Raw genomic sequence first — 22,753 nt, forward strand, 5'->3', positions numbered from 1 at the left:
CCGTGTAGTGTCTTCGACGTCAGCAAGCGCCGCTAGCTCAGTTGGTTAGAGCAGCTGACTCTTAATCAGCGGGTCCGGGGTTCGAGTCCCTGGCGGCGCACATGGCAAGGTCTCAGGCCGCTCACTTCGGTGGGCGGCCTGAGTCGTTTCCCGGAGCTTGTTCCCGGAGCCTCGGCTCCCTGGCGCTCCGGGAGCCCGCTCAGCCGGTGTCGAGCACGGCCGAGGCCACCGCGTCCGGGCGGTCGAACATCACCAGGTGCCCGGCCGGGGCCGTCGTCCGGAAGTCGGCGCCGAGCAGCGCCGCCAGCTCCCGCTGCGCGGCCAGCCAGTCCTCGGTGCGACGGTTCCGACAGCCATCGTCGGCGGCCAGCACGGTGACCGGCAGGCCCTCGGGCAGCGGCCGGGCACGCCGCAGCCCGTCCAGTTCGGCGGCCAGGTCGAGGTAGCGCCCGTTCTCCCGCAGCAGCGCGCGCAGGGCCCGGCCGGTGCGGTAGCAGTGCCGGGCCAGCGGAGCCGGGGCCAGGTCCTCGCGGCGGACGGTGGACAGCCGGGCCGCCGTCCGCCGGGCCGCCGGGCCGAGCAGGTACGGCACGGCCAGGGCGGTCGCGGCACCGGCCACCGCCCGGGCCGCCAGGTCACGGGCGCGGGGCGCCGGGTACGGCCGGGCCGACGGCTCCACGCTGCCGTCGACCAGGACCAGCCCGGCGGTCCGCTCGGGGTGCAGCCGGGCGAAGGCCTCCACGTGGAAGCCCGCCAGCGAATGGCCGACGACGGTGCACGGCCCGCCCAGCCCGAGGCCGTCCAGCACCGCCCGGATCCGCCGCGCCTCGCCGGCCGCCGTCGGCGCGGGCCGCCCGGTGGCGGGCTCGGCGGCGCTCAGCCCGTAGCCGGGCCGGTCGAAACGGACCACGGTGCGGTACGGCGCCAGAAAGGGCACGACGAGGTCCCAGTCGAACCAGCTGCTGCCGAGGCCGCCGCTGAGCAGGCAGACCGGACCGCTGCCCTCGGTGCGGACGTGCAGCGGGACGCCGTCGATGCGCAGGAAGCGCGCCCGGACGCCGGGGCCCTCGGGGCGTCGGAAGTCACCGGGGGTGGCGGGGGTGCCAAGGCTGCCGGGATCGCCGGGGGTGGCCGGGGGGCCGGGGGTGGTCATGGGCGCCTCCGGTCGTCGGTCGCGGCCGTCGCACCCGCTGCCGTCGCCGCCGTCGCCGCCGCCTCCGGCCCGTCCGGCGCGGCGGCCCGGGCGGACATCGCGACGCCCGCCGCCAGCAGCCCCAGCCAGAGCGCGACCAGCAGCACCTGCAGCCGTTGGCCGGCGCCGAGCGCCCAGGTGCCGTGCCCGGCCTGGAAGGCGGCGATCGCGGCGAGGCTCCAGCCGGTGGCGAGCAGTTCGGCGCCGAGCAGCCAGGGCCCGAACCGGCGCACCGGCGGCCACCAGCCGTAGCGGCGGGCGGCGACGGTGAGGGCGACCAGCGCGGTGAGCGCGCCGCACATCGCGAGGCTGCTGGTGACGGCGTGCGCGGTGTGGGTCGCGGGGACGAGTCCGGCGGTCTCGCGGGCGGCGCACATCTCGTCGCTGGTGGGGGTGCAGCTGAGCGGCAGCCGGGAGTCGGCGGCGGTGGCGGCACCGAACAGGGCCAGGGCGGACCAGCCCACGAGCGCCCAGCGGTTGCGCCGGGAGGCCCCGGCCTGGCCGGTGGCGAGGGCGGTGCCGGCGGCGGCGAGCAGGCAGAGCCCGGCGACCAGGTCGGTGGCCCGGAAGAGGCCGCCGAGCGGCTGGTCCTCGGCGGCGAGTTCGCTGATGTACGCCTGCACCGGGTCGAGCCCGGTGCTCAGCACGACCTCCAGCACCCAGGCGGTGTACGCGACGGCGCTGAGCAGCAGGAGGACGGCGACCGTCGTCCGCGCGGTGCGGTGTCCTGGCTGGCGGCTGGGCACGCTTCCACCCTAACCAGCGGCGAACTCCGGCCCAACCGGAAGGAACGGGACGGATCGGGCGGGGTGCGCGGACCGGTTCGAGGCACCCGTCCGGACCGTGTATTGTTTTCCAGGTCAGCAGGCGCCGCTAGCTCAGTTGGTTAGAGCAGCTGACTCTTAATCAGCGGGTCCGGGGTTCGAGTCCCTGGCGGCGCACAGACACCGGGGAGCCTCTCGCAACAGCGAGGGGCTCCCCGATTTTTTGGGCCTTCGACGTCCGATTTGTGTGTGATGTCGGTCTCGATTGGCGATCCGCCGGAGCCGACAGGCCCGTTCTGCTCGTCCAGGGCAGTAGAACCGGAATCGGGACAAAGGTCCCCAACCCTCCGATGTCCCCGTCCGAGCAGGCCGCTTCGGTGCGCCCGCAGGAAAGGCCGCGCTTTGTCCAGAAACGCCCAGAGCGGCCGTCGCACGCCGTCGATCAGTCTCCGGCCGGTCAAGCGGCTCAAGCGCTCCACCGGCCCGGTCGGCGGGTCCGGCGGGTCCGGCGGCAGGAAGCCGCGCCGGCCCAAGCGCACCGGCTGGCGCCGGCTGATACCCACCTGGCGGATGACCCTGCTCGGCTTCGCCTCGGCGCTGCTGCTCGGCATCGGCCTGTTCGCGCTGGGGGTCGCGCTGGTCAAGGTCCCGGACGCGCACGCCGCCGCGACCGCGCAGAGCAACACCTGGCTCTACGCGGACGGCTCGGTGATCACCCGCACCGGCCAGACCAACCGGCAGAACGTCACCCTGGACAAGGTCTCCCCCGCCGCCCAGCACGCCGCGCTGGCCGCCGAGGACCGCAACTTCTACCACGAGGGCGCGGTCAACATCCCGGGCCTGGTCCGGGCCGCCGTCAACACGGCCAAGGGCGAGGGCACCCAGGGCGGCTCCACCATCACCCAGCAGTACGTGAAGAACACGTACCTGAACCAGAAGCAGTCCATCACCCGCAAGGTGAAGGAGCTCTTCATCGCGATCAAGGTGGACGCCACCGAGAGCAAGGACGACGTCCTCTCCGGCTACCTGAACACCTCGTACTACGGCCGCGGCGCCTACGGCATCCAGGCCGCCGCCCAGGCGTACTTCGGCGTCGACGCCTCCGCGCTCAACGCCGCCCAGGGCGCCTACCTGGCCACCCTGCTGAACGCCCCGAGCGCCTACGACGTGGCCACCGCGACCGCGGCGGGCAAGCAGAACGCCGTCAACCGCTGGAACTACGTGCTCGACGGCATGGTCAAGGAGGGCTGGCTCTCCGCCGAGGAACGCGCCGCGACCGCCTTCCCGGACGTCCGCGACCCGCAGCCGAACCCGGGCCTGTCCGGCCAGTCCGGCTACCTGGTCGACGCGGCCACCCAGTACCTCACCGCGAACGGCGTGATCAGCGAGACCGAGCTGGCCAAGGGCGGCTACACGATCAAGCTGAGCATCGACCCGGGCCGCCAGCAGGCCCTCCAGGACTCCGTCCAGTCGCAGCTGCACGACACCCTGAACCCGGACAAGCGGAAGAAGGACGCGGCCGCCCAGGCCGGCGCCGTCTCGGTGGACCCGAAGACCGGCGCGGTCGTCGCCCTGTACGGCGGCGTCGACTACGTGAAGCACTACGTCGACAACGCCACCCGGCGCGACTACCAGGCCGGCTCGACCTTCAAGGCGATCGCCCTGGCCGCCGCCTTCGAGAACGACGCCAAGACCCAGGACGGCCGCACCGTCACCCCGCGCACGGTCTACGACGGCACCAGCGGCCGGAAGGTCCGCGGCGGCAAGGGCACCCCGTACGCGCCGCCGAACGAGGGCGACAAGAGCTACGGCCAGATCACCCTCCAGCAGGCCACCGACTGGTCGGTCAACTCGGCGTTCGCCCAGCTCGCGCAGGACACCGGGCTGCAGAAGGTCAGGGACACCGGCATCGCCCTGGGCCTGCCCGGCAACACCCCGGGCCTCGACCCGGTGCCGTCCATCCCGCTGGGCGCGGCGACCCCGAGCGTGCTCGACATGGCCGGCGTGTACGCCGCGCTGGACAACGGCGGCAAGCAGATCACCCCGTGGCTGGTGCAGTCGGTCGACCGCGAGGGCGAGGCCGTGGCGCTGCCCGCGCACAAGACCACCCAGGCGGTCAGCGCCGAGACCGCCGACCGGGTCACCTCGATGCTCCAGGGCGTGGTGAGCGACCCGGGCGGCACCGGCTGGCGAGCAAAGGCACTGGGCCGCCCGGTCGCGGGCAAGACCGGTACCACCGACGACCAGAAGTCCGTCTGGTTCGTCGGCTACACCCCCGAGCTGGTCACCTCGGTCGCGCTGTTCGGCCAGGACCCGGGCACCGGCGCCCAGGTCAGCCTGAGCGGCATCGGCGGGATCGACGGCGCGGCGGGCGGCCAGTTCCCGGCGCAGATCTGGACCAGCTACATGAAGGCCGCGCTCAAGGGCCAGCCGGTGAGCGACTTCGCGACGCCGGCCGACGGCGGCGACTCCTCCGGCGCCACCGACCTGCCGACCGCCCCGAGCACGCCGAGCGGCACCCCGTCGACCGGCCCCACCGGCGGTCCGACCGGCGGCGCCACCGGCACGCCCGGCGACGGCACCGGCTCGAACACGCCGTCCGGCGGCACCGGCGGCGGAGCCACCACGGCCCCGACCGCGCCTCCGACCACGCAGCCCACCACCCCGCCCACGTCCAAGCCGACCGGACGGCCCACCACCCGGCCGACCCCGACCACCCAGCCCACGACGGCCCCCACCACGCAGCCGACCACCCAGCCCACCGGCGGGACGGACGCGCTCACCGGGGCCGGGGCCTCGTCGGGCTCCGGCGGCTGACCGGCGGGACTCCGGGGCCGGCCCACGCCTTGCGCGGGCCGGCCTTCGCGTTTCCCGGGGCGGACGGCGGGTGGCGGGTGGCGCATGGGTGACTGCGCCGATGCGCACAGTCGAAGGCAGGACCAAATGCCGAAATGGCGCCTTACCGAAGCATCGGTATGACTGTCACAATGCGGCGGTGCACAGATCAACGGCCTCACCCACCCTCCCCTCGGGCAGAACCCTCGGCCTCGGCCTCGCGCTGGTCTCCGCCTTCGCCTTCGGCGGCTCCGGCACCGCCGCCAAGCCACTGATCGAGGCCGGGCTCTCCCCGCTGCACGTGGTGTGGCTGCGGGTGACCGGCGCCGCCGTGGCCCTGCTCCCGATCGCCTACCGACACCGCGCCGCCGTCCTCCGCCGCCCCGGCCTGCTGCTCGGCTTCGGCCTGCTGGCCGTGGCGGGCGTCCAGGCCTGCTACTTCGCGGCGATCTCCCGCATCCCGGTCGGCGTCGCCCTGCTCATCGAGTACCTCGGGCCGCCGCTGCTCATCGGCTACGTCAAGTTCGTCCAGCGCAAGCCGATCAGCCGGGGCTCGGCCATCGGCGCCGGTGTCGCGGTGACCGGGCTCGCCTGCGTGGTCGAGGTCTGGAACGGCCTGGGCTTCGACGCCCTGGGCGTGCTGTTCGCCCTCGGCGCGGCCTTCTGCCAGGTCGGCTACTTCGTGCTCGCCGACGCCGGCCGCCGGGGCGAACGCCCGGTCGACCCGCTGGCCGTCAGCGCGTACGGGCTGCTCGTCGGCGCCGTCGTGCTCACCGCCGTCACCCGGCCCTGGCAGGCCGACTGGAGCCCGCTCGGCGGCGACGTGGTGATGAACGGGCACTCGCTGCCCGCGTTCCTCCCGGCCGCGTGGATGGTCCTGGTCGCGACCGTGCTCGCCTACCTGACCGGCGTGATCTCCGTCGGCTACCTCTCGCCGCCGGTCGCCGGGGTGGTCGCCAACCTGGAGGCCGTGGTCGCCACCGTGCTGGCCTGGGTGCTGCTCGGCGAGCACCTCGGACTGCCGCAGATCGCGGGCGGTCTGCTGGTGCTGGCCGGGGCCTTCGCGGCGCAGGCCGGCAAGCCGGCCGAGACTCCGGAGCCGACGGCGGGGAACGCGGAGGACCCCGGCTCGCCGGACGGCCGGAGCGCGCGGCAGCGGGTGGCCGCCGAGCGCGGGGTCAGCGGCCGGTCCAGCCGAACCAGTCGAGGTGATTGAGCGGCCAGACGACGGCCGACACCGGGCCGACCACGTTGCCCACCGGCACCGCGCCGCCGCCGGGGCCGCGCTGGTGCCAGCGCGAGTCCGCCGAGTCGCTGCGGTGGTCACCCTCGACCCAGACGTAGCCCGAGGGCACCTTCACCGGACCGAAGTCCAGGCCCGCGCAGGAGTCGTCACCCGGGTGCAGGTACGGCTCGTCGACCTTCCGCCCGTCGACGCTCAGGGTGGTGCCCTCGCACTGCACGGTCTGGCCGCCGGTCGCGATGACCCGCTTGACCAGGTAGTTGTCGTCCTTCGGCGGCACCAGCCCGACGAAGCTGAGCACCGAGCTCACCGCGTTGGTGACCGGGTTCGGGTCGGTGGGCTGCGGCGGCAGCCAGCCGCCCGGGTCCTTGAACACCACCGGCTGCCCCGGCTCCGGCTCCCAGCCGGTCAGCGGCGCCAGCTTGTTCACGCCCACCCGGTCGCCGATCCGCAGGGTGTTCTCCATCGAGCCGGACGGGATGGAGAACACCTGGAACAGGCAGGTCTTGATCAGCAGCGCGACCACCAGGCCGACCGCGGCCATCGCCGGCAGCTCGATCCACCACGGCCGGGGACGGCGGCCCGTCCGGCCCTTCCCGCTCGGGCGGGCGGACCGGCGGCCACGCGAGCCCCGGGCCCGGCGGCGGGCCTCGGCGCGGCCGCCGGGTGCCTCCTGGGCGTGCCGGGCGTCCTGACCGTACGGGGTGTCCGGGGCGCCTTGGGTGTCCGGGATATCCGGGGTGTCCTGGGCGACGGAATCGCTGGGGGCTCCGCGGGGCGTTTCGGGCAGGTTCACCGCCATCGTCGCTGCTCCACCTCTCCGGCTGGGGAAACCTGCACGCTACGCCAACCGTGGAGCCTGGCGAAATCGGGCATTTAGCCGCCGCCGACACGGACGGACGCTCGCCGCCCGGGCGGGATGCTCCTCCTCCGCGCGCGGGCTGCTCCTCCGCACGCCCCCCGGTCCCCCGGCCCCGGCCCCCGGCCCCCGGCCCCCGGTCAGGCGCGGGCGATGGCCTCGTGGTGGCGGATGACCTCGGCGATGATGAAGTTCAGGAACTTCTCGGCGAAGACCGGGTCCAGCTTCGCCCCGGCGGCCAGCTCCCGGAGCCGCTTGATCTGGTCCCGCTCCCGCGCCGGGTCGGCCGGCGGCAGCTTGTGCTCGGCCTTGAGCCGGCCGACCCGCTGGGTCGCCTTGAAGCGCTCGGCCAGCATGTGGACCACCGCGGCGTCGATGTTGTCGATACTCTCGCGCAGGCTGGCGAGCTCGGCCCGTACGGCGTCGTCGACCCCCTCGGGCAGTCCGGCGTCGGGGGTCGTGGAGTGGTCCGTCATCGGGGCGGCTCCCGGTGTCTGGGTGGGCGCCCGACCGTACGCCGGCCGGGCTCGGGCCCGGGCAAATCTAACAGGGCCCCCGTGCCGGTCCCGCACCGTCGAACGGATCCGTCCACGATCCGGACAGCCGTCCGGACTCCGCGAGGCCCCGCCACCCGGGCCGTCCGACCCGGCGTGACACGCCGTGCCGGGCCGGGGCCTGCCCGTAGGCTGGTGTGCGCATGACCGGAAGTGACCGCCCAACAGTCCCCCAGTGATGTCAGCAGTCCCCCAGCAATGGAGGTACCGATCGTGGCAACCACCCGCACCGCCCGTACGGCCTGGGAGGGCGACCTCCTCCACGGGCAGGGGCAGACGACCTTCGCCTCGTCCGGGATCGGCACGTTCCCGGTGTCCTGGCCGGCCCGCACCGAACAGCCCAACGGCAAGACCAGCCCCGAGGAACTCATCGCCGCCGCCCACTCGGCCTGCTTCTCGATGGCCCTCTCGCACGGCCTGGCCGGCGCCGGCACCCCGCCCAGCACCCTGGACACCCAGGCCGACGTCACCTTCCAGCCGGGTGAGGGCATCACCGGCATCCACCTGACCGTGACCGGCGACGTGCCCGGCCTGGACGAGGCGGGCTTCGTCAAGGCCGCCGAGGCGGCCAAGGCGAACTGCCCGGTCAGCCAGGCGCTGACGGGCACCACGATCACCCTCACGGCCAAGCTCGCCTGACGCGCGGCGCACGCCTCCGGCCGTCTCCGGCCGTCTACGGCCCGTCCGGTTCCGGCGTGTCCGCTCCGCCCGGGTCCACCCGGCTCCGCCCCGCTCCACCCGGCGCGCAACCAGCGCCCAGGGGCGCGGCTTCGGCGCGCGCGCCCCTGGCGCACATCATGTGATGTGTACCAGGGGCGTCTGCACGTACCGACATCCATGATCACAAACCGGGCGAATCACCCTGCCGGCGGTCACCGCGCGTTGCCATCGCGGCCTATGATCGGCCGAAGCGCCCTGTTCTTCACGCGGGTCCCCGCGCGACCGCGCCCCACGGTCGGCGTCCCGCAGCGGACCGACTCCGAGGACCGCGACAGAGTGCGGAGCCGGCCGCCGGATCCCGACTGACCGGCCGGACCATCGTCAAGCGTCAGCAGCGGACGGGAGCATGCCGTGCCGGGCCAGAACGAGGGGGCCGACGCACACCACCCGGGCGCGCGGCACAAGGAATCACCGCGCCAACGCCACCTCGCCGCACCGGTCCTCGACCCGGTCCCCGACCCGGTCGCCGGCTCCAGCTCCGCCACCGGCTCCGTCACCGCCCTCGGCGCCCTCGGGACGCTCGCGGAGTCCGAGGTCCTGCTCTGCCCGACCTGCTCGGCCCCACTCACCGGCGCCACCCACCGCGGCACCGCCGAACGGCCCGGCCGGCGAAACGACGGGCCCGGCCCGGACGGCGGTGGCGACCGGCTGCTCGCCGCACTGCGCGCCAGCGAGTCCCGCTTCCGGGCCGCCTTCTGCGACGCGGTCATCGGGATGGCCCTGATCGACCCGGACGACCGGATCATCGAGGTCAACCCCGCCTTCGCCGCCCTGATCGGGCGCAGCGTCGGCGAGCTGGTCCGCACCCACCTGCACGAGATCATCGACCCGGAGGGCATGCCGGACCGCCTCTTCTCCGAACTCGTCCACGGGGAGCGGGAACGGTTCCGCGTCGAGAAGCAGCTCAAGCACCGCGAGGGCCACGAGGTCTGGAGCAAGGTCACCGTCTCGCTGATCCGGGACGGCGCCGGGCAGCCCCTCTACACCCTCGCGCTGGTGGAGGACATCACCGAGCAGCGCCGGCTCAACGACCACCTGGCGTTCCAGGCCCTGCACGACCCGCTGACCCGGCTGCCCAACCGCACCTACTTCTTCGAACGGCTCGACGCTGCCTGCCTCCCGCCGGCCGAGGAGAGCGCCCCCGGCCCGACCGCCGACGAGGGGCGCCGGGTCGGCGTCTGCTACCTGGACCTCGACGGCTTCGCGGCCGTCAACGAAGCCCTCGGCCACCACATCGGCGACCAGCTGCTGGTCTCCGTCGCCACCCGGCTGCGGCGCGGACTGACCGGGCACGACACCCACCTGGTGGCCCGGATGGGCGGCGACGAGTTCGCCGTCCTGGTCACCGACAGCCTCGGCAGCGAGCAGCTGACCGAACTGGCCGGCCGGATCCTGGAAGTGCTGGAACGCCCCTTCGACGTCGCCGGGCACCGGCTGGTGATCACCGCCAGCGTGGGCGTGGTCGAGCGGTCCGTGCACGAGACCACCCCGACCGACCTGGTCAAGGACGCCGACGCCACGCTCTACTGGTCCAAGGCCGACGGCCGCGCCCGCTGGACCCTCTACGACCCGGACCGCGGCGCCCACCAGCTCACCCGCCAACTGCTCACCACCGCGCTGCGGCCCGCGCTGGAGCGCGGCGAGTTCACCATCGAGTACCAGCCGCTGGTCGGACTGGCCGACGGCACCGTGCACGGGGCCGAGGCCCTGGTCCGCTGGCGCCACCCCCGCTACGGGACCCTCTCCCCGGACCGCTTCATCCCGCTCGCCGAGGAGTCCGGCGCCATCGTGCCGCTCGGCAAGTGGGTGCTGGAGGAGTCCTGCCGCCAGGCACGGCAGTGGCTCACCGAGTTCCCCGACACCGAGACCTTCGTGAGCGTCAACCTGGCCGCCCGCCAGATCTGGGACTCCGACGTCGTCGCCGACGTCGCCCGGGCCCTCGAACGCACCGGCCTGCCGGCCCGGCTGCTCCAGCTGGAGATCACCGAGAGCGCCCTGCTCGGCCCCGGCGGACGCCCGCTCCAGGCCCTCCAGGCGCTCGCGGACATGGGCGTGCGGATCGCGATCGACGACTTCGGCACGGGCTACTCCAACCTGGCCTACCTCTCCCGGCTGCCGGTGCACGTACTGAAGCTCGACGGCACCTTCATCGAGGGCTTCCGCGACCCGGCCCCCACGGACCGTCCCGGCCTCCCCCGGCTCGGCACCCGCCGCAGCGACGCCGACGAGCAGATCGTCGGCGCGATGGTGCAGCTGGCCCACACCCTCGGGCTGACCGTCACCGCCGAGGGCATCGAGAGCGCCGCCCAGGCCGAGCGGCTCCGGCTGACCGGCTGCGACACCGCCCAGGGCTGGTACTTCGCCCGGCCGGGCGAGGCGGCCCTGGTCGCGGCCATACTCCGCGAGGGCCGCCCCGCCCTGGACGGGCGGTAGGCGGGGCGGGGAGCGGAGGCGAGCGGAGGGACACGCGGAGGCCCGAGCCGGGCGGGCGGGGCCGTGGACCCGGGGCTTGCCAGGCCGTGGCCGTCAGGCTGCAGCTGTCAGGACCCGGCCGTCAGACCGTACGCCTCGGCGATCAGGCCGTAGGAGCGGAGCCGGGCCTCGTGGCCGTGGATGTGCGAGGTGACCATCAGCTCGTCCACGCCGGTCCGCTTGCGCAGCGCCTCCAGCCCGTCGGCGACCCGGCCCGGCTCGCCGAGCACCACGTTGTCGAGCCAGCTGTCGATGAAGTCGGCCTCGACCGGGCTGTACGGGTACTGCTCGGCCTCCTCCGGGGTGGGGATCGGGCCGGGGTTGCCGCGCCGCAGCCGGAGCATGCCGAGGGCGGCGGAGCGGGCCAGGCGGCGGGCCGACGGCTCGTCGTCGGCCGCGACCGCGCTCACCCCGATCAACGCGTACGGCTCGGCGAGCACGGCGGACGGGCGGAACGACGACCGGTAGAGGTCCAGGGCCGGGAGGGTGTTGGCGCTGCTGAAGTGGTGGGCGAAGGCGAAGGGGAGCCCGAGGCGGCCCGCGAGCTGGGCGCTGAAACCGGAGGAGCCGAGCAGCCAGACCGGCGGGCGGCTCCCGCCCCTGGGGACGGCGGTCAGCCGGGCGTAGGGGTGGCCGGCCGGGAAGTCGCCGTCGAGGAAGTGGGTCAGTTCGGCGAGCTGCTGCGGGAAGTCGTCCGCGCCGTCGGCGAGGCCGCGGCGCAGCGCCCGGGCGGTGGCCTGGTCGGTGCCGGGGGCGCGGCCGAGCCCGAGGTCGATCCGGCCCGGGTGCAGGGCCTCCAGCAGGCCGAACTGCTCGGCGACGGCCAGTGGGGCGTGGTTGGGCAGCATCACGCCGCCCGAGCCGAGCCGGAGCGTGGTGGTGTGGGCCCCGAGGTGGGCGAGCAGGACGGCCGGGGACGAGCTGGCCACCCCGGGCATGCCGTGGTGCTCGGCCACCCAGAAGCGGTGGTAGCCCCACTGTTCGGCCTTGCGGGCCAGCGTGGTGGTGGCGGCCAGGGCCTCGGCGGGCGTGTGGCCGGCGCCGACGGTGGCCAGGTCGAGGATGGAGAGCGGAGCGGGAGCCGTCCCGCGGGCGGTGCCCCGGATCGCCGCACCGGCCGGCGGTTCGGTTCCGTGCTCCTGCTGGTCCTCGGTGGTCATGCCGTCCGCCCTTCTGGCTGCTCTGAGCCGGCCGTGGTGCGGCGACCGCGCGGGCCTCGGACGGGCCCGGCCGGTCGCTGCCGCCGACCGGGGTCAACCACGGCCGGGGGCTCGCTGTTCCCGTGCCACAGGTGCCGTTCGTCCTCGGCTCGTCCTCGGCCCCGGTGTGTTTCGGCCATTCCTCGCACGGCCTGCGAACAGTCGTTCGGCTGACCGAGAGCCAGCGGGCGGACACGGTTGGCGACTTCACGCCAGCGCCGGAAGTCGCCAGCGCCAGGGCTCGCGGCGGGGGTCGGGCATCCGGCAGTCTGGTGATCAGGAGCGGGACTCCGCGTGGGATCCGCACTCCACCAGCAAGATCGTCGGGCTGGACCAGCTCCGGACGGTCACTGCGAGCCCTCGGCGCGGCACCCCGCCCCGGGGGCTCGTTCGATGTGCGAGGGCCCTCCCCGGCGGGGCGGCCCCTCCTCCGGCGGTCCGCGCGTACGGCCCGGTGCCCCGTCCCGTGGCCGGTACCGGCGGCCGGAAGCAGCGTCCGTGATCCACGGCATACCGGGGTGCTTCATGGCATGAAAAGTCGAGGCGCTAGCGTTGACCCCATACAGCCACCTGCTCGTTCGGGCGGCGTGGAGGGAGTAAGGGCCTTGAACTTCGTGGCGGCGATCGGATCCTCGTGGATCTGTGCCCTGGCTCTCGTCGCCGTGCTCGGAGACGCCCTCCTCCCCTTCATCCCCAGCGGAACGCTGGTCATCCTGGCCGTGCTCAAGACGGCACAGATCAACGGTGCCCCGGTGATGCTCGGCCTGGGCGTGGCGGTGGCCTCCTTCCTGGGTGACGTACTGCTGCTGCACCTGGCCCGGCGCGGCGCCCCGGTGCTGCACCGGCGGCTCGCCCGGCGGCCCAAACTGGCGGCCAGCGTGGTCCGGGTCCAGGAGGCCCTGGTCGAACGACCGCACGGCACGGCCGCCGCGATGGTGGTGATCGCGCGGTTCGTCCCGGCCGGGCGGACCGTCCTGGACGTGGCCATCGGCCACTCCCCCGCCCATCCGCACCGCTTCCTGCACTGGTCGGCGCTGGCGGCGCTGGTCTGGGCCGCCTACATCGTGACGCTGGGCTGGCTCAACAGCCACTGGTTCAACACCGCGTGGCTGAGCCTCGTGGTCTCCTGCGCGGCGGCCACCGCCATCAGCACCGCGATCGCGCGGATCGTGCGCCGCAACCGCCGGCTCGCCGCGCTCTGACCGGCTCGTGCCGGTCCGGTCCGCCCCGGTCCGGTCCGGGCACCGCTGCCCCGTCATCGCTCGGCCGTCTCGGCGCCCTCGACCCTCTCGGCCCCCATACCGCCCTTCGGGCCACGAGGCCCATCAAGGGGCAAAAGTTTTCCCAAAAGGGCGACCAACCGGGCCGGACGCTGACGAACTCAGGCGGGTACCGGGCAGACCGGCGGTACCGTACTGCGCGGGCCGCGAGGAATGCGAAGCGTCACAGGACGGCAACAGACAACGGATCCGTGCAGCCCAGCCGGGCGTACCCGACGTGTTGAGAGTCGTCGGAGCTCGGCGACCTTGGTGGCCGCTGCGGCGACATGAAATGCTAACGGCGGAATATTCATCAATTGCCCGATTTGACCGGTGCGGCTGCGGACCGCCCCCACCACCGGCATCGGCACCCAGGGGAGACCATGACCAGCATCTCGCGCAGGACGGTGCTCAGTGCAACCGCCGCGACCGCGGCCCTCGGCGCGGTCACGGCCTGCTCCAGCGGCGGATCCGGCTCGGGCCAGGGCTCCACACCTTCCGGCTCGGGCGGCGGCGCGAGCGCCACCCAGGGCGGCACCGGCGACCCGACCCAGGCGGTGGTGCCCAAGGGCACCCCGGTCGGCGACGGTTCCAACGCGGACACCGGCCCGCAGCCGAACCAGCCCAAGCCCGAGAAGCTCAAGCCGGGCGAGCGGCCGCCGCAGTTCGTGGTGTTCTCCTGGGACGGCGCGGGCGGCACCGAGGACGGCCAGTTCCCCCGTTTCCTCAAGCTGGCCGAGCAGTACAAGGCCACGATGACCTTCTTCCTCTCCGGGATCTACGCCCTGCCCAAGGGCAAGTCCGAGCTGTACCACCCGCCGAAGCACTCGGTCGGCGCCTCCGACATCCCGTACCTGTCGGACGGTGCGGTCAAGAGCACGCTCAAGCTCATCAGCCAGGCCTGGCTGGCCGGACACGAGGTCGGCACCCACTTCAACGGGCACTTCTGCTCCAGCCGCCCGGACAAGAACGGGGTCAACATGTGGACCCCGGACGACTGGCAGAGCGAGATCGACCAGGCCATCGGCTTCGTCACCCAGTGGCGGACCAACACCGGCTTCACCGACGTCGACCCGCTCCCCTTCGACTACAAGAAGGAGCTCATCGGCGGCCGCACCCCCTGCCTCGAGGGGCAGAAGGCCCTGCTGCCGACCATCGCCAAGCTCGGCTGGAAGTACGACGCCAGCTCGTCGGGCGGTCTCCAGATATGGCCGCAGAAGGTGCAGGACGGCAAGGTCTGGGACTTCCCGCTGCAGTCCATCCCGTTCCCCGGGCACAGCTTCCAGGTCCTGTCGATGGACTACAACATCCTGGCCAACCAGTCCAACGGCACCACCAAGGGCGACCCGGCCAAGTACGACGAGTGGCGCACCCAGGCGACGAACTCCTACCTGGCGGGCTTCGAGCGCGCGTACAACAGCAACCGCGCGCCGTTCTTCGTCGGCAACCACTTCGAGCAGTGGAACGGCGGCATCTACATGGACGCCGTCGAGCAGACGCTCAAGGCCGTCGCGGCCAAGCCCGACGTCCGGCTGGTGTCCTTCAAGCAACTGGTCGAGTGGCTGGAGGTGCAGGACCAGTCCACCCTGCGCAAGCTGCGCACGCTCAACGTCGGCCAGGCGCCGTCGGGCGGCTGGGAGACCTTCCTCGGCGCGGCGGGCTGACGCACCGGGGGCGACGGACGGCCGGCGGGGAGTTCGAACTCCCCGTCGAGTGCCGTCCCGGGCGGATCCGGCCGGGGCCCGCGCCGGCGCCGGACCGGGCCGCGCCTGACCGGGCTGCGCCGGGACCCGCGCCGGGGCCCGGCTACTCCTTGGCGGGGAGGTCCGCGAGCAGGCTTCGGACGATCCGGTCGGCCCCGGCCTCGCCCCAGAGGATCGAGTAGTGGTTGGTGTCCGGCACCGGTGAGGCCGGAACCCGCTCGTGGTCCAGCCCGGCCAGCCCGATCCGCCGGTGGTCGTAGAGGCCCTGCGGCTCGTCGAGAAGGCCGCGTTCGGCCCAGAGCAGTTCGGCCGGGCAGGGCAGCCGGTGCACGGCGGTGGCCGCCTCCCGGTCGAGGAGGACCTGGGCACCGTCGGTCTGGACGGCCTCCAGCACGCAGGAGGAGCGCAGTTCGGGCTCCGCGCCCACGAGGTCGCGCTGGGTGTAGGCGTCGATCCCCTCGGACCACGCGCCGTCGAAGGCCGGGTGCCGGCGCCAGAACTCCCGGTAGGCGTCCCGCTCCGGGAAGGTCATGGACAGCCGGGCCAGCGCGGGGCCGAGCACCGCGGCCAGGGCGTCCTCCTCACGGACGCCCTCGGGCAGCGGGAAGGTCACCGCACCGTCCACCAGCAGGACCCGGCGGACGAGGCCGGGGTGGCGGACGGCGGCCAGGGCGGTGACCCAGGCCCCCATCGAGTGGCCGACGACCGTGACGGGCCCCGCGCCGAGGGCGGTGACCAGTGCGGCCACGTCGTCGGCGTGCCGGGCCAGCCCGTACGGTCCGGCGACGGAGCGGCTGGCGCCGCGGCCGCGCAGGTCGGGTGCGAGCAGGGTGACCCGGCCGGCGAGGCGGCGGGCGACCTCGTACCAGGCGAGGCCGTTGGCGGTGATGCCGTGCACCGCCACCACCGTCGGGGCCCCCGGCTCCTCGGCGGGCCAGTGGAGGACGGCGAGGTCCCCGCCGGGTACGGGTACGGTCAACTCCTCGGGCTTCAGCGGCGACTGGCTCACGCGGGGGTACCTCCGGTGGGGTGGGCGGTCCGGGCGCCGCTCGGCGTCCGGTCCGAGCGGGCGGCGCGGGCGGATCGGACGCGGGCAGGCAGTCTAGCCAGGCCGCCGGGCAGCAGGTAGACCACGGCGACGAACAACGTTCCCAGCAGGAACAGGGGTTGGGAGAGCGGCACGCGCAGCACGGCGGGCAGGTCCGCGACGGCCGTCGAGTTGGCGAGGTCGCCGAGCCGGTGGCCGGCCCAGGTGTACAGGACGCCGCCGAGCAGCGGCCCCCAGCGGGTGCCCGACCCGCCGAGCACGACCATCACCAGGAGCGCGAGCGTGGCGTCCGAGCCGGCAGCCTGCGGCGTGGCGCCGCCGGTCAGCAGCAGGTAGACCACCCCGCCCAGCCCGGCGAGCGCGCCGGACAGCACGAAGGCGACCAACTTGTAGCCGTAGGGGCGCAGTCCGAGCACCTCGACCCGGCGCTCGTTCTCCTTGATGCCCTCCCAGACCCGGCCGATCGGCGAGTTGACGGCCCAGTGGACCGCGGCGACCGTCAGCACCAGGTAGCCGACGGCGATCCAGTAGAGGTTGGCGGTGTTCTCGATCCCGAGCAGGCCGGAGGGCAGCAGGTCGGCGGGGGCGGACCGGCCCTCCTCGCCGCCGGTGGCGCCACCGGGGTTGCGCTGCACGAGGATCGAGCCGGCCTGGGCGAAGGCCAGGGTGACCATGGAGAAGCCGATGCCGGTGACCCGCAGGCTCACCGAGCCGAGCAGCAGCGCCAGCAGCACCGTGCAGGCGACGCCGAACACCGCGGCGGCGGCGAACGGGAGGCGCAGCTCCAGCATGCCGAGGTCGGTGGCGTAGAGGCCGGTCGCGAAGTAGAGCGCGTGGCCGAAGGAGAGCAGTCCGGTACGGCCGAGCAGGAGGTCGTAGCCGGTGGCGAGGGCCCCGTAGAGCAGGCACAGGGCGAGGAGTTGGAGGCTTCCGGGGCTGCCGAGCGGGCCGTCGAGCAGTCCCGGGACGGGAAGCGCACTGTATGGGGCGACAAGGAACGTGATCAGCAGGGCGATCGGCCACCAGCGTAGCGCTCTGTGCACCGCTGTCCAGCGATGAGTGACTGATTCACCTGTTCGAGGGATGGCGCCGGGTTCGCCGGTGTGTTCACAATGGGTCTCGGCAAGGCCGGTGTCAGTCCCCCTTGCCACAGTGGCGGTGTCGGTGGAGCTGGTGTCAGTCCCCTCTGTCGGCATGGTGGTCACGGCGGGGCCGGTATCAATCCCCCCTGCCGGGACGGCGCTGCGGTGGGCCCTGCGGCCACCGGTGCTCGTGTCGGGTGTTTCGGCGCTCACGCGAGCCTCCCGGTGAGTCCACGGGGTCGGACCAGAAGCAGCACGGCGAGCAGGACGACGACCGAGAGGTCGCCGAGCCCGGCGCCGGTGTAGTAGTTGGCGAACTGCTGGACGAGGCCGACGCCCACCGAGGCGGCGGCGGCCCCGGTCACGGATCCCATGCCGCCCATCACGACGACGACGAAGGCGAAGATGAGCAGCCCGGTCCCCTGGCCGGGGTTGACCGAACCGAAGTAGAGGCCGCCGAGGGCACCGCCGAGCGCGGCGGCGGCCCCGCCGATGGCGAAGACGAGGGTGAACGCCTTCCGGACGTCGATGCCGAGCGCCGTGACCATCGCCCGGTCCTCGACGCCGGCCCGGACGATCAGCCCGTAGCGGGTGCGGGCGAGGAACAACCGAAGAGTGAGCAGCAGGAGCGCGGCGGCTCCCACCAGCACGAAGCGGTTGACCGGGACGGTCGCACCGAGCACGTGCCAGGTGCCGGACAGCAGGGCCGGCTGGGGGAAGGGGCGGGCGTCCGCTCCCCAGACCCCCATGAGCAGGGCGGGCACGGCGAGCCCGACCCCGACGGTGGCGAGGATCTGGTCGCGCGGGCGGCTGTAGAGCGGCCGGATCAGGAAGAGCTCCAGCAGGACGGCGGCGGCCGTCCCGACCAGGGTGCCGAAGGGCACCGCGAGCCAGAAGGAGAGGCCGGCCTCGGTGCCGGCCCACCAGGTGGCGTAGGCGCCGATGGAGAGCAGGGCGCCGTGCGCGAAGTTGAGCACGTCCATCAGACCGAAGATCAGCGACAGACCGGAGGCGACCAGGAAGTACAGCGCACCGAGACCGAGTCCGGTACAGGAGAGGAGAACGACGGTGTCCATCAGGGCTTCACCTCCGCGGTGACGACGTGCGTGGCCTGGGAGCCGGCGGGCCCGGTGACGGCGGGCCGGGGGCCGTCGGCGGGCGGGCGACGGGTGCCGACGCCGAGCAGGCGGCGGGCGGCCTCCTCGTCGGCCAACAGCTCGGCGGTGTCGCCACGGTGGGCGGTACGGCCGTCGGCCAGCACGGCGCAGGTGCCCGCCAGCCGGCGGACCAGGGCGAGGTTCTGCTCGACGAGGAGGACGGGCACGGCTTCGGCCGCACGTGCCAGCACCTCGGCCACCTCGGCGACGATCTTCGGGGCCAGGCCCTTGGTGGGCTCGTCGGCGATGATCAACCGGTTGCGGTTGAGCAGCGTCCGGCCGATCGCCACCATCTGCTGCTGGCCGCCGGAGAGCGTCCCGGCCAACTGCGCGGCCCGCTGCTTCAGTTCGGGGAAGAGCTCATGGACGAGCGGGTAGTCAGGCTCACCCGCGGCTCCCCCGGCGGGGGCGGCGCGCTCGGCCAGGCGGAGGTTCTCGGCGACCGTGAGGCCGGCGAAGATCCCCCGGTCCTCGGGGGCGTAGCCGATCCCGTGACGAACGACCAGATGCGTGGGAAGGGAGGAGAGTTCGGCACCGGCGAGGCGGATGCTCCCGGTGCGCGGCACCAGGCCCATGACGGCCTTGACGGTGGTGGTCTTGCCCGCGCCGTTGCGGCCGAGGAGCGCGGTGACCCCGGCGGGGGCCACGTCGAGGTCGACGCCGTGCAGGATGTGCAGCCCGTCGATGACCACCCGCAGATCGCGGACGGAGAGGAGGGTTCCGGCAGCGGACGGATCCGGCGAGGAGAGCCGGGATGAGAGCGGAGAGGAGGTCACAGCGCCTCACCCAGGTAGGCCTGTTGCACGGTCGGGTCGGCCATCACGGCCTCGGGGGTGTCCAGGGCGAGCAGGGTGCCGTGGTGCATCACCGCGAGCCGGTCGGCCAGGCCGAGCAGGACGTCCATGTGGTGCTCGACCATCAGGACGGTCCGGCCCAGGTCGCGGTGGACGGAGCGGATCAGCTCGGTGAGGGCGGGCACCTCCTCCGCGCTGACTCCCGCCATCGGCTCGTCCAACAGGATCAGCCTCGGGTCGGAGACCAGCAGGACGGCCAGCTCCAGCTTCCGCTTCTCCCCGTGCGAGAGCGCGCCGGCCACGGTGTCGGCGCGGTGGGTGAGTTCGGTGCGGTGCAGGGTGTCGGCCAGTTGCTCCTCGTAGCGCTCGGCGCGGCGCCAGAGCCGGTACGAGGCGCGCGGGCCGGCCGCCGCCTGGGCGGCCAGGCGGACATGGTCGGCGACCGTCATCCCCGGCCAGAGGGAGGAGGTCTGGAAGGTGCGGCCGAGCCCCCGGCGGGCCCTGGCGTGCACCGACTCGGCGGTGACGTCGGCACCGTCGAGGTGGAGGCTGCCGTGGGTCGCCGGGTAGATGCCGGAGACCAGGTTGAAGAGGGAGGTCTTGCCGGCGCCGTTGGGCCCGATGAAGGCGATGAACTCGCCTTCGCCGACCGAGAAGGAGACGTCCTCGACGATCGGCACACCACGGACGGACCAGCCGAGTCCGTCCAGGCGCAGCACCGGGGAGGAGGAGCGCGCGGACGACGGGGAGGGGGCGGAGGCGGTACGGGCGGGCACCGGGTCAGCCCGCCATCGGGGCGACCGGGGGCGCCACCTCGTCCGCGGTCAGGGCCTTCTCCACCGAGGGCTTGGCGGCGGCCCCGCTGCCGGTCAGCCGGACCTGGAACATCGGCTGGAGGAGGGCGTGGTCCTCGGCGCGGACCGTGGCCTTCCCCTTCACCCCGTCGAAGCTCCAGCCCTCCAACGCCTTGACCAGGGCCGACGTGTCGTCGGCGGAGCCGTGCGCGGCCTCGACGGCGTGCACGATCATCTGGGCGGCGGTGAAGCCGTCGGGGGTGAAGATGTCGGTCTTCCCTCCGGCGGCGGTGACGGCGTCCTCCATGGCCTTCTCGACCGGGGTGCCGGCGGCGCCGCCGAAGTAGTGGTTCAGGAAGGAGATCTTCTCGCCCGCCGCCCCGAACAGCGGGTAGGAGGCGGCCAGGTCCAGGCCGGTGACGACCTTGGTGTCGGTGAACACGTCCTGCTGGTTGAGCGCCGTCCACAGGGCCGAGGCGGTGTCACCGGCCCAGGCGACGAACAGCAGGTCCGGCTTGGCGGTCTTGGCCTGGGTGGCGAAGGGGGTGAGGTCGGTGGCGCTCGGCGGGGCGAGCACCGGCTCGACCGTCGCTCCCTCGGCGCCGAGCACGGCCTTCACGGCGGCCACGTTGGCCTGCCCGAAGGCGTTGTCCTGCGCGAGCACGGTGACCTTCTTGCCCTTGGCGTCACCGACGAACGAGGCCGCGGTCCTGATGTCCTGGTAGGACTGGCGGCCGGAACGGAAGGTGTACTTGTTCAGCCCGGTGACCTTGTCGGCGGCGGCCGGGCCGCTGATGAAGAGCACCTTGTTCTGGGCGGCGATCGGGCCGACCTGGAGGGCCACGCCGGAGGCGGTGGAACCGGCCAGCACCTTGTAGCCCTTGCCGATCAGGTCCTTGGCGGCGGACACCGCCTTGGCCGGGTCGCCCGCGTCGTCCTGCTCCTCGAACTCGATCCGGTGCCCGTCGACCGCACCGGTGCCCTTGGTCGCGTAGCTCAGGCCGGCCTTGAAACCGTCCAGGTACTGCTTGCCGTAGGCGGCCAGCGGTCCGGTCTTGGAGTACACCAGGCCGACCTTGACCGGGCCCTTCGCCCCGCCGTCCGCCGTGCTCGTCCCGGCGGTGCCGGCCTTGGCGCAGCCTGCGGCGAGCAGGACGCACGCCGCGAGGGCGGCGAACCTCCGGGCCGGGCCGCCGGTCAGGGGCTCGCCCGGGCGGGCGCCGGAGGCGGTCCTGGTGGGGGCTGTCGAGCTGCGCATGGTGACCGACTCCTGAGGTGCGGCGGGGTGGATGCCGGAACCGTAGGTGTGCGGTGGGAACGGCGACATGTGGCCGAACGACGCAGCAGCCCGGCCGGATGTGGCTCCGGCCGACATACCGCCGGTCCGGCGCCGCCGTCCGGACAGCCGGGTGTGGCCCGCCGACACGGGTCCGCGCCGACCCATGGCGGCGGTCGCCATGGCTGCGACGGCCCGTGCCCGGTGACGGTGGAGGGACGCGGAACCGTCCGGGCGCCAGCCGCCCCGGCGGCGTGCCCGGCCCGCGCCCGCCCGGGCTCCGCTCCGCTCCTCTCCCTCCTCCCTCCCTCCCCCTCCCCCTCTCACTCCCTCACGAGGTGACCCCTTGGACAAGGTCCTGGACTCCCCCGCCGACGCGGTCGGGGACATCCCCGACGGCGCGCTACTGGCCGTCGGCGGCTTCGGCCTGTGCGGCATCCCGAGCACGCTGATCGGCGCCCTGGTGGACGCCGGTGCCCGCGGACTGCACGTGGTCTCGAACAACTGCGGGGTGGACGACTGGGGGCTGGGCCTGCTGCTGCGGGCGGGCCGGATCGCCCGGATGACCTCCTCGTACGTCGGGGAGAACAAGGAGTTCGCCCGGCAGTACCTGTCCGGCGAGTTGGAGGTGGAGCTGACCCCGCAGGGCACGCTGGCCGAACGGCTGCGGGCGGGCGGCGCCGGCATCCCGGCGTTCTTCACCCCGGCCGGGGTCGGCACCCAGGTCGAGGAGGGCGGGCTGCCCTGGCGCTACGCGGCGGACGGCTCGGTGCGGTCGGCTTCGCCGCCCAAGGAGGTCCGGGAGTTCGGCGGTCGCCGGTACCTGCTGGAGGAGGCGATCACGGCGGACTTCGCCCTGGTCCGGGCCGAGGTGGCGGACCGGCACGGCAACTGCGTGTTCCACGCGGCCGCCCGCAACTTCAACCCGCTCTGCGCGGCGGCGGGCCGGATCACCCTGGTCGAGGCGGATCGGATCGTGGAGCCGGGCGAGCTCCCGCCGGACGCCGTGCACCTGCCCGGGGTGTACGTCGACCGGGTGGTCGCCGCCGACCCCGAGGACCGCCGCATCGAGCGCCGGACCGTCCGCCCCGCGCTCCAGGAGGCCTGAGCCGATGTCCGCCCCGAGCGACGCCCCCGCCGCCGACCGCACCCCCGCCCCGGCGGCCGCACCCGTCCCTGCCTCTGCCCCTGCCCCTGCCCCCGCCCTCGGCCTCGACTCGCGGAACGCCCTGGCCGCCCGTGCGGCACGGGAGTTGCGCGACGGTCAGTACGTGAACCTGGGCATCGGCCTGCCCACCCTGATCCCCGACCACCTGCCGCCGGGCGTCGAGGTGGTGCTGCACTCGGAGAACGGCGTCCTCGGCGTCGGCCCGTACCCGGAGGAGGGGGCCGAGCACGCCGACCTGATCAACGCCGGCAAGGAGACGGTGACGGTCGCCCCTGGTGCCTCCTACTTCGACTCGGCCTTCTCCTTCGGCATGGTCCGGGCCGGCCGGATCGACGTCTCGGTGCTCGGCGCGATGCAGGTGTCGGCCACCGGGGACCTGGCCAACTGGATGATCCCCGGCAGGATGGTCAAGGGCATGGGCGGTGCGATGGACCTGGTGCACGGGGCCCGCCGGCTGATCGTCGTGATGGAGCACACCGCCCGGGACGGTTCGCCGAAGATCGTCGGGGAGCTGTCGCTTCCCGCGACGGGGCGGCGGGTCGAGGCGCACCTGCTGTACGACGTGCCCTTCGAGCGGATCGAGGTCGTGGTCCACCCGCAGTCGGTGGTGCATTCGATGGTGGAGTTCACGGAC

At 73.7% G+C, this 22,753-nt stretch carries 19 protein-coding genes and 2 tRNA genes; 10 read left to right on the plus strand and 11 right to left on the minus strand.

The features are described 5' to 3' along the window. The first annotated feature begins 26 nt into the window (after positions 1–26). Positions 27–100: transfer RNA gene (locus tag ACFQ6N_RS32540), tRNA-Lys, on the plus strand. Positions 101–199: 99 nt separating this feature from the next. On the opposite strand, the gene ACFQ6N_RS32545 is transcribed toward ACFQ6N_RS32540, so the two are convergent. Together ACFQ6N_RS32545 and ACFQ6N_RS32550 are read right to left on the minus strand one after the other, a co-directional pair. Further along, complete coding sequence (locus ACFQ6N_RS32545) at positions 200–1,153, minus strand: alpha/beta fold hydrolase (RefSeq protein ID WP_380656987.1); 954 nt, start codon at positions 1,151–1,153, stop codon at positions 200–202. Further along, positions 1,150–1,938, minus strand: a complete 789-nt coding sequence (locus ACFQ6N_RS32550; RefSeq protein WP_380656989.1) for a DUF998 domain-containing protein — start codon at positions 1,936–1,938, stop codon at positions 1,150–1,152. The genes ACFQ6N_RS32545 and ACFQ6N_RS32550 overlap by 4 nt, the downstream gene beginning before the upstream one ends. A gap of 121 nt (positions 1,939–2,059) precedes the next feature. Between ACFQ6N_RS32550 and ACFQ6N_RS32555 the strand changes: the two genes are divergently transcribed. The 3 genes from ACFQ6N_RS32555 to ACFQ6N_RS32565 all read left to right on the plus strand — a co-directional run bounded on the left by ACFQ6N_RS32555 (position 2,060) and on the right by ACFQ6N_RS32565 (position 6,007). After that, positions 2,060–2,133: transfer RNA gene (locus ACFQ6N_RS32555), tRNA-Lys, on the plus strand. A 225-nt stretch (positions 2,134–2,358) separates the two neighbouring features. Continuing rightward, positions 2,359–4,773 carry a transglycosylase domain-containing protein gene (locus tag ACFQ6N_RS32560; RefSeq protein ID WP_380656992.1) on the plus strand — a complete coding sequence of 805 codons (2,415 nt, stop codon included), beginning with the start codon at positions 2,359–2,361 and terminating at the stop codon, positions 4,771–4,773. A 178-nt stretch (positions 4,774–4,951) separates the two neighbouring features. Then, positions 4,952–6,007 carry a DMT family transporter gene (locus tag ACFQ6N_RS32565; RefSeq protein WP_380656995.1) on the plus strand — a complete coding sequence of 352 codons (1,056 nt, stop codon included), beginning with the start codon at positions 4,952–4,954 and terminating at the stop codon, positions 6,005–6,007. Here the strand turns inward: ACFQ6N_RS32565 and lepB are convergent. Both lepB and ACFQ6N_RS32575 read right to left on the minus strand, forming a co-directional pair. Next, on the minus strand, positions 5,970–6,836 hold the full coding sequence (gene lepB, locus ACFQ6N_RS32570; RefSeq protein WP_380656998.1) for a signal peptidase I: 867 nt from the start codon (positions 6,834–6,836) through the stop codon (positions 5,970–5,972). The two genes, ACFQ6N_RS32565 and lepB, sit on opposite strands and share 38 nt — an antisense overlap. Positions 6,837–7,033: 197 nt before the next feature. After that, on the minus strand, positions 7,034–7,369 hold the full coding sequence (locus ACFQ6N_RS32575; protein ID WP_380657001.1) for a chorismate mutase: 336 nt from the start codon (positions 7,367–7,369) through the stop codon (positions 7,034–7,036). 291 nt (positions 7,370–7,660) lie between these two features. Between ACFQ6N_RS32575 and ACFQ6N_RS32580 the strand changes: the two genes are divergently transcribed. Then, positions 7,661–8,086 carry an OsmC family protein gene (locus tag ACFQ6N_RS32580; RefSeq protein ID WP_380657004.1) on the plus strand — a complete coding sequence of 142 codons (426 nt, stop codon included), beginning with the start codon at positions 7,661–7,663 and terminating at the stop codon, positions 8,084–8,086. Positions 8,087–8,518: 432 nt separating this feature from the next. Further along, entirely contained in the window at positions 8,519–10,600 is a 2,082-nt protein-coding gene (locus ACFQ6N_RS32585) for a putative bifunctional diguanylate cyclase/phosphodiesterase (RefSeq protein WP_380657007.1), read from the plus strand. Positions 10,601–10,707: 107 nt separating this feature from the next. Here ACFQ6N_RS32585 and ACFQ6N_RS32590 read toward each other — a convergent pair whose 3' ends face one another. Then, positions 10,708–11,799 carry an LLM class flavin-dependent oxidoreductase gene (locus ACFQ6N_RS32590; protein ID WP_380657010.1) on the minus strand — a complete coding sequence of 364 codons (1,092 nt, stop codon included), beginning with the start codon at positions 11,797–11,799 and terminating at the stop codon, positions 10,708–10,710. Positions 11,800–12,452: 653 nt separating this feature from the next. On the opposite strand from ACFQ6N_RS32590, the gene ACFQ6N_RS32595 reads away from it, so the two are divergent. Beyond that, the gene (locus ACFQ6N_RS32595) at positions 12,453–13,040 is read left to right on the plus strand and encodes a DedA family protein (RefSeq protein ID WP_380657041.1); all 588 of its coding nucleotides are present in this window, start codon (positions 12,453–12,455) and stop codon (positions 13,038–13,040) included. 440 nt (positions 13,041–13,480) lie between these two features. Continuing rightward, a complete protein-coding gene (locus ACFQ6N_RS32600; protein ID WP_380657012.1) occupies positions 13,481–14,761 on the plus strand; it encodes a hypothetical protein in 1,281 nt (426 codons plus the stop codon). Between the two features lie 142 nt (positions 14,762–14,903). Here the strand turns inward: ACFQ6N_RS32600 and ACFQ6N_RS32605 are convergent, their stop codons facing one another. The 6 genes from ACFQ6N_RS32605 to ACFQ6N_RS32630 all read right to left on the minus strand — a co-directional run bounded on the left by ACFQ6N_RS32605 (position 14,904) and on the right by ACFQ6N_RS32630 (position 20,933). Beyond that, positions 14,904–15,809 carry an alpha/beta fold hydrolase gene (locus ACFQ6N_RS32605; RefSeq protein ID WP_380657015.1) on the minus strand — a complete coding sequence of 302 codons (906 nt, stop codon included), beginning with the start codon at positions 15,807–15,809 and terminating at the stop codon, positions 14,904–14,906. Further along, on the minus strand, positions 15,806–16,891 hold the full coding sequence (locus ACFQ6N_RS32610; protein WP_380657018.1) for a branched-chain amino acid ABC transporter permease: 1,086 nt from the start codon (positions 16,889–16,891) through the stop codon (positions 15,806–15,808). The genes ACFQ6N_RS32605 and ACFQ6N_RS32610 overlap by 4 nt, the downstream gene beginning before the upstream one ends. A 248-nt stretch (positions 16,892–17,139) precedes the next feature. Then, the gene (locus tag ACFQ6N_RS32615) at positions 17,140–18,006 is read right to left on the minus strand and encodes a branched-chain amino acid ABC transporter permease (protein ID WP_380657021.1); all 867 of its coding nucleotides are present in this window, start codon (positions 18,004–18,006) and stop codon (positions 17,140–17,142) included. Then, the gene (locus tag ACFQ6N_RS32620) at positions 18,006–18,863 is read right to left on the minus strand and encodes an ABC transporter ATP-binding protein (protein WP_380657023.1); all 858 of its coding nucleotides are present in this window, start codon (positions 18,861–18,863) and stop codon (positions 18,006–18,008) included. The genes ACFQ6N_RS32615 and ACFQ6N_RS32620 overlap by 1 nt, the downstream gene beginning before the upstream one ends. After that, positions 18,860–19,657 (minus strand): ABC transporter ATP-binding protein, encoded by a 798-nt coding sequence (locus tag ACFQ6N_RS32625; protein ID WP_380657026.1) that lies wholly within the window; start codon positions 19,655–19,657, stop codon positions 18,860–18,862. The genes ACFQ6N_RS32620 and ACFQ6N_RS32625 overlap by 4 nt, the downstream gene beginning before the upstream one ends. Before the next feature lie 4 nt (positions 19,658–19,661). Then, positions 19,662–20,933: a substrate-binding domain-containing protein gene (locus tag ACFQ6N_RS32630; RefSeq protein WP_380657029.1), complete on the minus strand. Its 1,272-nt coding sequence runs from the start codon at positions 20,931–20,933 to the stop codon at positions 19,662–19,664. Between the two features lie 364 nt (positions 20,934–21,297). Here ACFQ6N_RS32630 and ACFQ6N_RS32635 point away from each other — a divergent pair, with 364 nt between their 5' ends. Continuing rightward, positions 21,298–22,059, plus strand: a complete 762-nt coding sequence (locus ACFQ6N_RS32635; protein ID WP_380657032.1) for a CoA transferase subunit A — start codon at positions 21,298–21,300, stop codon at positions 22,057–22,059. A gap of 4 nt (positions 22,060–22,063) precedes the next feature. Further along, a partial coding sequence (locus ACFQ6N_RS32640) for a 3-oxoacid CoA-transferase subunit B (protein ID WP_380657035.1) occupies positions 22,064–22,753 on the plus strand: 690 nt, incomplete at its 3' end.

The organism is Kitasatospora sp. NPDC056446, assembly GCF_042796115.1.
GTDB lineage: Bacteria > Actinomycetota > Actinomycetes > Streptomycetales > Streptomycetaceae > Kitasatospora.